Source organism: Phytohabitans maris (assembly GCF_031085175.1).
GTDB classification, from domain to species: domain Bacteria; phylum Actinomycetota; class Actinomycetes; order Mycobacteriales; family Micromonosporaceae; genus Phytohabitans; species Phytohabitans maris.
In genome coordinates, this window is the sequence record NZ_JAVHUY010000042.1 from 81,031 (window position 1) to 90,810 (window position 9,780).

Genomic DNA, 9,780 nt, shown 5'->3' on the forward strand with positions numbered 1-9,780 from the left:
CGACTGGGTAGGGGTGGGGTTGAGGGGGTGACCACAGATGGCAGGTGCTGATCCGGAGCTGGAACGCGTGTGGCAGGACTTCCACGCGGCGGTCAACATGACCTCGCCCCAGCTGCGCGACTGGCTGCTGGCCGAGACCGCGCTCAACGACACGTACCCGCCCGAACCGGACGTCGATGTGATGGACCTCGGTAACCACGTCCTGCGCGTACTGGGCAAGCGGCGGGTGGACCTGACCGGCGACGACGTCACGCTGATGCGCGAGGTGACCGACCTGATCAACCGCCGCCTGTCCCAGCGCCCGGCGGACGACGTGGACCTGGAACCGTGGCGGCACAGCCTGATGGCGGTGGGCCACGACCCCTGGCGCGACTTGCGGTAGGGCTGCGGCCTCTTGGCCTGCGGCCGGCGGCGCTGGGCCCGCTGGGGCCTGGGGCCAGACGCCTTTGGCGGCCTGGAGCCTTTGGTCTGCGCCGCTGAGGCGCTGGGCCTGAGGCGCTGCGGAGCTGATGACTGCGGCCTGCGGGCCTGGGGCGACTGCGGGCCTGGGGCACTGCGGGGCTGATGACTGCGGCCTGCGGGCCTGGGGCCGCTGAGGGCCGCTTGGACCTTTGGCCTTGGAGGCCAACCCGCGGTCAGGTGCGCAGGTCCCGCAGGTGCTGGGCGATCCGGTGGTTGTGCGGCGACCGGGCCCGCCGGGCCCTCTCGTCCGGCGTCTGCCCGTCGTCGGCGGCCGGGTCGAGCGGCACCGAACTCCGGATCTCGTCCAAGTTGCGGTACGTCTCCAGCGGCAGCCCGCGCAGCAACCGCATCGCCGCCGCCGGCGCTCCCCGCCGCTCGGCGTGCCCCACCACCTGTTCCTTGCGCGCCGGGTAGTCGAGGTCGTCGAGCGCCGCGCGCACACCGTTCCAGCCGGTCTCGTCCATGGCGCTGGGCTACCCGCTCTGGCGCGCCCCAACCAGCGGCCAGCGGCCTCGCCGGTCCGGCCCGCGTCGGCGGTGCCGGCCGGCCCGTGTCGGCCCTGTCGGTCCGGTCCGACAGCGGCCAGCCGCGCCGGTTCGGCCCGCTTCGGCGGTGCCGGCCGGCCCGTGCCGGCCCTGCCGGTCCGGTCCGCGTGGCCCGTGTCGGCCCGGTCGGCTTGGCCCGTGTCGGCCCGGTCGGCTTGGCCCGTGTCGGCCCGGCCGGCTTGGGCCGTCTCGGTCCGCTGGTCCGGTCGGCTTGGGCCGTGCTGGTCCGGTCCGTTTCGGCGCTGTCGGTCCGCGTCCGACTCGACCCGCAGGCCTGGCCCGCAGCGGTCCCGCGAGCCGGCCGGTCTGGCGTGCGGCGGTTCGGCGACCCGGCCCGGTCCGCGGCGGACCCCGCAAGCGGCCGGTCCGGCGGGGGCGTGCCGACCCGGCCGCACGGTGAGCGACGTCCTGCAGGCTCCCGTCCGGCGGCCTCGCGTCCGGCGGCCTCGCGTCCGGCAGGCCCCCGTCCGGCAGGCTCGCGTCCGGCGGGCTCGCGTCCGGCGGGCTCGCCTCGGGCGGGCTCGCCTCGGGCAGGCTCGCCTCGGGACCGTGAGGCCCACCCGGCTGGGGAAGGGGTTCGGCGCGCGCCGCCGGGGTACCCCGACGTCATGAGCACAGTGACCGAGCCACCGGCCCCGCCGGCACCGCCGCAGCCGGGTCCGCCGCCGCGGCCGCCTTCACCGGCCGAGCCGCCGCCGGGGCCGGCACCCGATCCGGCCCCGGTACCCCCACCGCCGCCCGGCCCGTCGCCCACCGACCCGACCGGTCCCGCCCGTCAGGCGGCCCGCGCCGGCGATCCGAGCGACTCGACCGGCTCCACCCGCCGGGCGGCCGGCGCCGGCGATCCGGGCGGCTCCCCGGGCCACGCCACCCACGCTGGCGATCCGACCGCCGGGTCGCGCACGTCGCCGGGTGGTGGCCTGACCGGGCGGTCAGGCGCCGTGCCGCGGTGAGGAGGGCCCGTGACAGAGGCCGGCAGCCGCGACTACGAGGACTTCGAAGAGGCCGCCCGGGAGCTGGGCGCCGAACCGCCGGGGGAGCCGCGCATCCGGCCGGTCGAGGAGCTGGAGCGGACCGCCGCCGCGGTCGACGACGACGCGCCCGCACCTGACCTGGCACCGACGGAGCCCGGCGGCCAACCCGACATCTTCCACGAGCCCGAGGAGGCCACCGCACCAGGCGAAACCGCTGGACCGGGCGAGCCCGCCGGACCGGGCGAGGCCGCCGCAGCGCAGGAGCCCGCAGGACCAGGCGAGGCCGCAGCATCGGGCGAGGCCACCACGGAAGACGAGCCCGCCAGGCCAGGCGAGCCCGCCAGACGAGGCGAGCCCGCCGCACCAGGCAAGGCCGCCGCAGCGCAGAAGCCCGCCGGAGCAGGCGAGGCCACCGCGGAATGCGAGCCCGCCAGACGAGGCGAGCCCGCCGCACCAGGCAAGGCCGCCGCAGCGCAGGAGCCCGCCGCGACAGGCGAGGCCAGTGCGGCCCGCGAGCCCGGCTGGCCGCGCGGGACTTCCGCGGCGGGCGAGTGGCCGGATACGTAGGCGAGACGGGAAGGGCTTGGCCCGCCACGGGGAGCGGGACCGGCGGGCCGGAGGGAGAAGTTCTGACATGGTGCAGCATCGAGACCTGGTCACGACCGTGGCCGACCACATCGGCGTCAGCGTGGACGAGGCGCGGCGGGCCGCCGAGGCGACTATCGCGACCCTCGTACGGACGGTGGACGAGCCGCAGCGGCAGCGGGTCCTGGACGCGGTACCCACCCTGCTCGCCGAGGAGGTCGGTGAGGCGCCCGGGCCGGCGTGGGACCACGACGACTTCGTCGCCGAGGTGTCGTGGCTGACCGGCACCGCGCCGGAGGAGGCGCGCGAACGGGTGCAGGCGGTGCTTTACGTACTATCGCGACAGGAGCCGCGGCTGGTGGGGGAGCTGGAGCTGCCGGGCGACATCCGCGACCTGATCAGCGACCCCGCGCCCGGCGGTGGCATCACCGGTCCGCGCGGGCGCACCGCACCGCTCACCGACGACGAGCTCGCCGCCGCGCTGGCCAACCTGCCGTACTGGACCGGCGGCCACCGTGCCATCCGGCGGACCATCCAGCTGCCCGAGGAGAACCTGCGCCGCGTCCTCGAACGCGTCGAGGGGCTGCGCGCCGAGACGGGGCGGGCGCCGGACGTCGAGCGGGACGGGGAGACGGCGACCCTCACCGTGTACACGGGATCTGTCGACGCCGTCACCCGCCTCGACGTCGACCTCGCCCACCAGGTCGACGACGCGATCGTCGAGGCGGGGGCCGGCATGGCCGGGCCGTGACAAACGGGCGGCGGGTGCGCCACGATGGACCGTATGAGCATCGAGTCCGACCGGATCGGTCCGATGGGCGACGAGGAGGCGGCGCTCTTCCGCTTCCTGCGCTTCGGTCGGCTGCCCGACCGCGTGCTCCCCGCCGAGCGGGTCGAGCTGGTCGAGGTCGACCCCAAGCGCGACGTGCCGGAGCCGGTCGCCGACCCCACCGGTGTGTGGAACTTCCGCTACGTGTAACCGACCGCCGTGGGCGTCGGTCAGCGGCGGGCAGTGGTGAGGCGGCGCAGCGCGGCGCCGCAGCGGCGGGCGTAGAAGCGCTGAAACAGCGGCAGCAGCGGGCCGGCCAGCCACACCCACCAGCGCACCGCTCGGCTGAACGCGACAACCTCGAGCCACACCACGCCGTCCGCGTCCCGCGTCACCACGAACGCCTCCTCGCCGCGCAGCGGGTGGCCGGTCACCGTGCCGTACCCGAAGCCGCCCCGCCGCTCGCCCTCCTCGGTCCAGACCACGACGCAGGGGGCGTCCATGCGGAACGGGCCGAGGCCGGGGCGGGTCGATACCGAGACGCCGGGCGCGGCGCGCGGGGCGTCGGCCCGCACGGGTACGCCCATCGCCTCGTGCATCCGCCAGCTCAGCACCGCCTCCACCGCACCCGCGAACGCCGTGGCGCCCGCACCCACCCGCGTGCGGTAACGCAGGTGGCGGTAGCCCGCCGGGAGCGGCCCGCGCCGGGTGGCGCCGGCCTCCGGGTACGTGGTCAGCGCCATCCCGCGCGCACCCCCAACCGCCGCCAGGCGACGAGCCCGCACAGGGCGAAGCCGAGCGCATTGGCCAGCCCGTGCGTCGCGACCATCCAGGAGACCGGCAGGTGCGGGAGGCCGGCGGCCTGCCCGAGCGCCCAGTCCAGGGCCAGGACCATCGTCGCGGCCAGCGTGAGCGCCGAGGTGACCAGCAGCCCGCGGGTGGCCGCGCCGGCGCGGGCCCGGCGCCAGGTGAGCCAGCCGACCAGCCACATGCCGGCGGTGAGCACGGCGGCGCCGGCGAGCTCGACCCACTCACTGGTGAAGAAGCCGGCGAACACGACCGCGACCCCGGCCGGCACGCAGAGCGCGGCGACCCGCCCGGCCGGTCCGTCACCGTCCACAGTGCACACGAGTCCGGCGACGAGCGCGGCGGCGAAGCCGGCGTAGTGGAAGTGGGCGACGGTCAGCGCGAGCACGTCGAGCTCGAACCCGAACAGCCGGATCCCGGCCCGCTCCGCCACCAGCGCGCACCCCGCCACCGACGGCGCGGCCAGCGCGGTGGCGACGGCGACCGCGCGCGGCCCGGGAAGGCGGCCGTGCCCGGCGCCAACCACGCGGCCCGCGCTCAGCAGCAGCGCCGCGGCGGCCGGCAGGTAGGCGGCGGCCGACACCGCCGCGAGCCAGCCGCGCGGCAGCCACACCGAGGCCGCGGCCGGCACCGCGGCGGCAAACCACAGCCGGTGTACGAGGGTCAGGCCGGGCGCCGCCACCAGGCGCAGGCCAAGCGGCATCACCACCAGCAGCCCGACGCAGATCAGCGCGCCGAGCAGCGCGTGGCTCCAGGCGCTCACGACCGCACCTTCCGCACCAGCCACAGCAGGTCGGTGGTGATCGGGCGCATGCCCGGCAGCCGGGAGATGCGGATCAGCCGCCCGACGAACGGGGTCGCCAGGTCGATCAGCCGCCGCGTGCGGTCCTGCTCGTACGACATGTCGTGCACCCAGTACAGCGTCAGCCCCAGGTAGGCCAGCCAGAGCAGCTCGGGCAGGTCGGCGCGGACCTGCCGGTCGACGGCCGGCTTGGCGCCCTCGACCACGTCGCGGAAGAGGCCGATCGCCGCCTCGCGGGCCGCTGCCGACGCGTCGCTGAACGGGCTCGACGGCGACCTCGGGTTGATCGCGACGCCGACGAAGGAGCCGGCGAACCCGTGGTACGGCGCCATCACGGTCACGCCCGCGTGCAGCACGCCCCGGAGGCGGTCGACGAAACCCGTGCGGCTCAACGCCTCCGCCGCCTCCTCGCGGTGGCGGTGCTGGATGTCCGCGTAGAACTCCTGGACCAGGTGGTCCTTGGAGCGGAAGTAGTAGTACGCGTTGCTCACCGACAGGCCCGCGGCGTCGGCGATCGCCCGCATCGTCGTGCGCTCGTAGCCCCGCTCGGCGAAGAGCCGCAGCGCGGTCCGCACGATCAGCTCACGCGTGCGCTCGCCGTGCGCGGGCGGTCGCCGCTCGCCCACCCGCCCCGGTGGCACGCCGGCCGGCTCGGACATCCCCACGGCACCTCCGGACTTGAACTAGTTCAAATCACGCTTACGGTAGCCCTGGATTTGAACTAGTTCAAGAGTGGGCGCGCTCACCCCACAGGCACTCCCGCGCGAACCACGCGCGCGAACCCCGCGGATCCTCCGGCGCACCACGCGCGCTCACCCCACGGGCTCTCCGGCCCGAACGACGCGCGCCCGCCCATCCGGGAAGCCGGGCGGAACCCTTGCGAGAACGCCGGCGGAACCCCGAGGACAAGCCCGGCAGGCCTAGCGGGGCTGGCTCAGCCAGTCCCAGGCGCGGCGCAGGCCCTCCTGTAGCTGCTCGCCAGCTGGGCGGTCGGCGTCGGCGGCGACCGGGTCGGCGCTCGGCGCGCGCAGGTCGGTCCCGGGGACGGTGAGCAGTACGCCGCGCCGGTGCAGCTCGGCGATCTGCTCGCGGTCGGCGAAGCCGTGGCCGTCCGGGGTCCGCACGATCAGGCCGTGGAAGATGTCCGGTCCCTCGTCGGCGAGGACGTGCTCCACCTCGCCGACGAGGACCCGGTTGCGGTCGTAGACGGGTACGCCGTCCGGCAGGACGGTGTAGGCCACCGGTTCGCCGAGTCCTTCCACGCCCTGACCGTACCCACGCACGGGCGCGTTAAGCCCGGAAAGTCCGACGATCGGCGGCATGGAAGGTCCCGCGCTAGCCCACCCAGGCCTGCTCCTCCGGGTCGACGAACGCGAGCGTCACCGCGGCGAAGAGCGGCGACGCGAAGAGGTTGTAATGCGTGAGGCCGGGCAGGATCGCCAGCGCGTGCCCACCCTTCGGGCGCCCCTCGCCCATCCAGCCGCCGTCCCGCAGGCCGCCGTCGAGCAGCTTGAAGACCTCCACGTAGTGGCTCGGCGGGGCCATGTCGGCATCGCCGGCCACGATGAGTGTGGGCACCTGGAGGCCGCGTACCTCCTCGGTGAGGTCGAAGTCGTGCGACATCGCCTCGCCGATCTTGTCGAGCAGCCGCGGGAAGTCCTCCGGGCGGGGCGCGACCCGGACGTACGACTGGTACATCGGGGTCTCCTTCATGAACTCGGCCGCCGCCGCGTTCACCTGGCCCTGCTGCTCGCGCATCTCCGCCGGAATCGCGTCGGTGCTTATGTGCGCGGAGGCGGTGACCAGGCGCCCCACCTTCTCCGGGTGCCGCACCGCGACCTGCAGCGCCACGCCGCCGCCGAGCGAGTAGCCGACCACGTCCGGGCGGTCGAGCCCCAGGTGGTCGATGAGCGCCGCGACGTCGTCGGCCATCAGCGCGATGTCGATCGGCCGGTCGATGTCGGCGGTACGGCCGTGGGCCTGCAGGTCGGGCAGGATCACCTGGTGGCGTTCGGCGAGCGTGGGCAGGATCGGGCCGAACATCTCGCCCGAGCCGAGGCCGCCGTGCAGCAGGACCAGCGGCCGGCCGGTGCCGTGCGTCTCGTAGTAGAGGCTGATCCCGTTGACGTCGGCGTACCGGCCGGTCGTGGTGTCACTCATGGTGTCGCTCCTCGGAGTCGTGGCTCGTACTTGCCGGGTCAGACTCCGCGGCGCCGCCGAACTCATCGCCGCCGGCGCGAAAAGCCGGCACCAAACGGCGGTCGGCACGAAAACGACGGCCGGCGCGAAACGCGCGGCACCCAAAGGCCGGAAGCAAGGACCGGCCGGAACGAAAGTCAGCGGTCGGTGAAGTTGCCGGCGGTCGCCCCGCTGCTCGTACCGTCGCTGGTCGTGCCGCTCGCGGGCGTGCTCATCCCGCCGCTGGTCGCGTCGCCGGTGGTGGTCGGCGCCACCTTGCCGTCACCGGTGTCCCGGTTTGTCCGGCGGCGGATGCTGGCCGGGCCGGCCGTACCGCCGGTCGTGGTCACCGCGCCCTGCCCGTGCGTCGGCCCGCCGTCGCGGCGGGTCGCCTCGTCCATCGTCTCCGTGCTCTCACCAGGGGTGCGCTCAGACATGTGTTCGGGATACCCGCCGCGGTCCCCGGTAACCGCCGCCACACTGGGTATGACGTAGGCATGGAGATCAGTGGCAGGTACGGGTTTCACGCGCCGTCGGAGGTGGTCTTCAACAACCTCACCGACCCCGACCGGGTGCACCGGTGGCTGCCGCTCGGCGTGAGCCTGGAGCGGTGCGGCCCCGACCGGGTACGCGTCGTGGCGCCGCTCGGTTCGGCCGAGTGTGAGGTCGACACGGCGGTGGAGGACAAGCGGCTGACGCTGCGTTCCGTCGAGGCGCCGCGCGTGCAGGGCACCGCCGTCGTCGAGGACGACCCGGCGGGCGGCAGCCGCGTGCACGTGGTGGTCAGCGCCGACGGCGTCGACCTGGACCCGCGCAGCGTACGGGACGTGCTGGACGAGACCATGTGCCAGCTCTGCGACGACGTGGACGACAACTTCAACACGGGGTGAGCTCCCACCACACGTAGGCTCGCGACCATGGCGGGTGTCAGCGCGGTCGACCGGCGGCGCTGGGTGGTGGAGGCGCTCGCCGTCGGCCCGGACGACCGGCTGCTCGAGATCGGCTGCGGCGGCGGCACGGCCACCGCGCTGGCCGCCGAGCGGCTCCGCGGCGGCCACGTCCTCGCGATCGACCGGGCGGCCAGCGCGGTGCGCCGGGCGCGGGAGCGGAACGCCGCCCACATCCGCGCCGGCACCGTCGAGGTCCGGCAAGCGGACATCACGGCGGTCGAGCTGCCGGAGAGGTCGTTCGACACGGTCTTCGCGGTGAACGTCAGCCTCTTCTGGCTCGCCACCCCGCCCCGCCTGCTCGACCGGATCGGCCGCCTCCTCGTCCCCGGCGGCACGCTGCGCGTCTTCGCCGAGCGCCCTACCCACGCCGCCGTCGAGGCGGTCGCCGGCCAGGCCGCGGCCGCGCTCCGCACGCGCGCCTTCACCCTGGTGACCGCGACCGTCACCGGCACCCGCGCCGCGGTCACCGCCACGAACGCCTAGGAAGAGCTTTCGGAAGCGGCCAGACGGGATTTTCCCCGGTCCGCCTGAGCTGTGGACCGCATGCTCCCGCGGGCACCGCTGCGGCCGGCGGCGAGCTGGCGCTCACCGAGATCCCCGGCCTCCGCTGCCGGCTCCGCGCGACAAGCCCATCCCGGCGCCAGCACGAGCGAGGCTCGCGGCGAGGCTCGCGCCCACCGCCCGCCGCGCGTGCCTGGTCAGATCCGACGGGGCAGCACGAGCGAGGCTCGCGCCGAACCCCGCGCTCACCGCCCGCGGCGGGTGTGTGGAAGCCGGAAGGCCGCACGCACAGACGGGGCAGCTCGAGAGCTTCCCGCGCACACACATCCACCCCGCCCGGCGGCGAGGTTCGTGGACGGACAGCCCCTGGACGGCCGAGCAGGGCGCCTGGATTCCGGTGCCCTGAGCGAGGGCAGAGCGGTCCGGTGGGTTGAGCCCACGACGGCCGGCGGGCGAGAGAGGTGTCCGCCGGCCGCGGGGGCCGGCACCCGCCACAGGGTGCCGGCCGCAGCTAGCCACAAGCTGTTGGTATCGAACGTAGGCCGCCCGATCCGTTGTGGCAACGGAGTTTCAGCGGCTCTGCAGCGCGTCCAGCGCCACCGCCATCGCGATGACCATCCGCCGGTCGAGGCGCGGGTCGTGGATCGTCACGACGTACTTGTCGCGCAGGCCCCACTTCTTCACGACCGAGAACGCCGGCTGCTCGCCCTCGAAGACGAAGTCGAAGTGGTACGGCAGCCACGACAGCGAGTCCATGAAGCGGCGCAGGATCGCCACGAGCTGGCTGCGCTCCTGGCCGGTCGCGGCGGGCAGGCCGGGCTGCTCCAGGATCCAGGTCGAGCGCAGCAGCGACCGCTTGAAGTCCTTGCGGAACACGCCGATCGCGGCGCCGGACGGGTCGGTCACGTCGTACGCCGAGCCGAGGTCCATCACCTTGCGGGCCTTGAACCCGAGCACCGGCTGCTGCTTGGTGTCGTCGGTGTATAGGGTGACCTGCTCCTTGAAGGCCATCCGCTTTTGCTGGGCGAACGCGATCATCCCGGCCTCGGACCCGTCCGGCCCGGCCGCGTGCACCTCGTACTGGTTCACCATCATGCGGATGCGCTGCCGCACGATGAGCGTCTGCAGGCTCTGAAGTTGTTGGGTGCTCATAAGTGCGCGAGTCTGCCACAGACCCGCAAGCGGGGGGGGCCCCCCGGGGGGGCGC

General features: G+C 74.7%; 15 protein-coding genes. 7 read left to right on the forward strand and 8 right to left on the reverse strand.

Annotated features, from left to right (window positions below; all coding sequences use genetic code 11):
• The first annotated feature begins 37 nt into the window (after positions 1-37).
• Positions 38-382, forward strand: coding sequence for a DUF3140 domain-containing protein (locus RB614_RS33725; RefSeq protein WP_308716754.1), 345 nt, complete (start codon positions 38-40; stop codon positions 380-382).
• Between the two features lie 253 nt (positions 383-635).
• Here the strand turns inward: RB614_RS33725 and RB614_RS33730 are convergent, their stop codons facing one another.
• Entirely contained in the window at positions 636-926 is a 291-nt protein-coding gene (locus tag RB614_RS33730; protein ID WP_308716755.1) for a DUF2795 domain-containing protein, read from the reverse strand.
• Positions 927-1,615: 689 nt separating this feature from the next.
• Here RB614_RS33730 and RB614_RS33735 point away from each other — a divergent pair.
• The 4 genes from RB614_RS33735 (at position 1,616) to RB614_RS33750 (ending at position 3,545) form a co-directional block, all read left to right on the forward strand.
• A complete protein-coding gene (locus RB614_RS33735) occupies positions 1,616-1,960 on the forward strand; it encodes a hypothetical protein (RefSeq protein ID WP_308716756.1) in 345 nt (114 codons plus the stop codon).
• 9 nt (positions 1,961-1,969) lie between these two features.
• A complete protein-coding gene (locus tag RB614_RS33740; RefSeq protein WP_308716757.1) occupies positions 1,970-2,548 on the forward strand; it encodes a hypothetical protein in 579 nt (192 codons plus the stop codon).
• A gap of 67 nt (positions 2,549-2,615) precedes the next feature.
• Positions 2,616-3,317 (forward strand): 4a-hydroxytetrahydrobiopterin dehydratase, encoded by a 702-nt coding sequence (locus tag RB614_RS33745; protein ID WP_308716758.1) that lies wholly within the window; start codon positions 2,616-2,618, stop codon positions 3,315-3,317.
• A 33-nt stretch (positions 3,318-3,350) separates the two neighbouring features.
• A complete protein-coding gene (locus RB614_RS33750; protein ID WP_308716759.1) occupies positions 3,351-3,545 on the forward strand; it encodes a hypothetical protein in 195 nt (64 codons plus the stop codon).
• A gap of 20 nt (positions 3,546-3,565) precedes the next feature.
• Here RB614_RS33750 and RB614_RS33755 read toward each other — a convergent pair whose 3' ends face one another.
• From RB614_RS33755 to RB614_RS33780, 6 genes are all read right to left on the reverse strand, one after another.
• On the reverse strand, positions 3,566-4,078 hold the full coding sequence (locus RB614_RS33755) for a DUF1990 domain-containing protein (RefSeq protein WP_308716760.1): 513 nt from the start codon (positions 4,076-4,078) through the stop codon (positions 3,566-3,568).
• On the reverse strand, positions 4,069-4,905 hold the full coding sequence (locus RB614_RS33760) for a YndJ family transporter (RefSeq protein ID WP_308716761.1): 837 nt from the start codon (positions 4,903-4,905) through the stop codon (positions 4,069-4,071). The genes RB614_RS33755 and RB614_RS33760 overlap by 10 nt, the downstream gene beginning before the upstream one ends.
• On the reverse strand, positions 4,902-5,603 hold the full coding sequence (locus RB614_RS33765; RefSeq protein ID WP_308716762.1) for a TetR/AcrR family transcriptional regulator: 702 nt from the start codon (positions 5,601-5,603) through the stop codon (positions 4,902-4,904). The genes RB614_RS33760 and RB614_RS33765 overlap by 4 nt, the downstream gene beginning before the upstream one ends.
• A gap of 261 nt (positions 5,604-5,864) precedes the next feature.
• A complete protein-coding gene (locus RB614_RS33770) occupies positions 5,865-6,206 on the reverse strand; it encodes a hypothetical protein (protein ID WP_308716763.1) in 342 nt (113 codons plus the stop codon).
• A 73-nt stretch (positions 6,207-6,279) separates the two neighbouring features.
• Positions 6,280-7,104 carry an alpha/beta fold hydrolase gene (locus tag RB614_RS33775; RefSeq protein WP_308716764.1) on the reverse strand — a complete coding sequence of 275 codons (825 nt, stop codon included), beginning with the start codon at positions 7,102-7,104 and terminating at the stop codon, positions 6,280-6,282.
• A gap of 176 nt (positions 7,105-7,280) precedes the next feature.
• Positions 7,281-7,559, reverse strand: coding sequence for a hypothetical protein (locus RB614_RS33780; protein ID WP_428983155.1), 279 nt, complete (start codon positions 7,557-7,559; stop codon positions 7,281-7,283).
• Positions 7,560-7,619: 60 nt separating this feature from the next.
• Here RB614_RS33780 and RB614_RS33785 point away from each other — a divergent pair, with 60 nt between their 5' ends.
• Both RB614_RS33785 and RB614_RS33790 read left to right on the forward strand, forming a co-directional pair.
• Positions 7,620-8,012 (forward strand): hypothetical protein, encoded by a 393-nt coding sequence (locus tag RB614_RS33785; protein ID WP_308716765.1) that lies wholly within the window; start codon positions 7,620-7,622, stop codon positions 8,010-8,012.
• A gap of 27 nt (positions 8,013-8,039) precedes the next feature.
• Complete coding sequence (locus RB614_RS33790) at positions 8,040-8,555, forward strand: class I SAM-dependent methyltransferase (protein WP_308716766.1); 516 nt, start codon at positions 8,040-8,042, stop codon at positions 8,553-8,555.
• A 588-nt stretch (positions 8,556-9,143) separates the two neighbouring features.
• On the opposite strand, the gene RB614_RS33795 is transcribed toward RB614_RS33790, so the two are convergent.
• Positions 9,144-9,725, reverse strand: coding sequence for an LURP-one-related family protein (locus RB614_RS33795; protein ID WP_308716767.1), 582 nt, complete (start codon positions 9,723-9,725; stop codon positions 9,144-9,146).
• Positions 9,726-9,780: the final 55 nt, after the last annotated feature.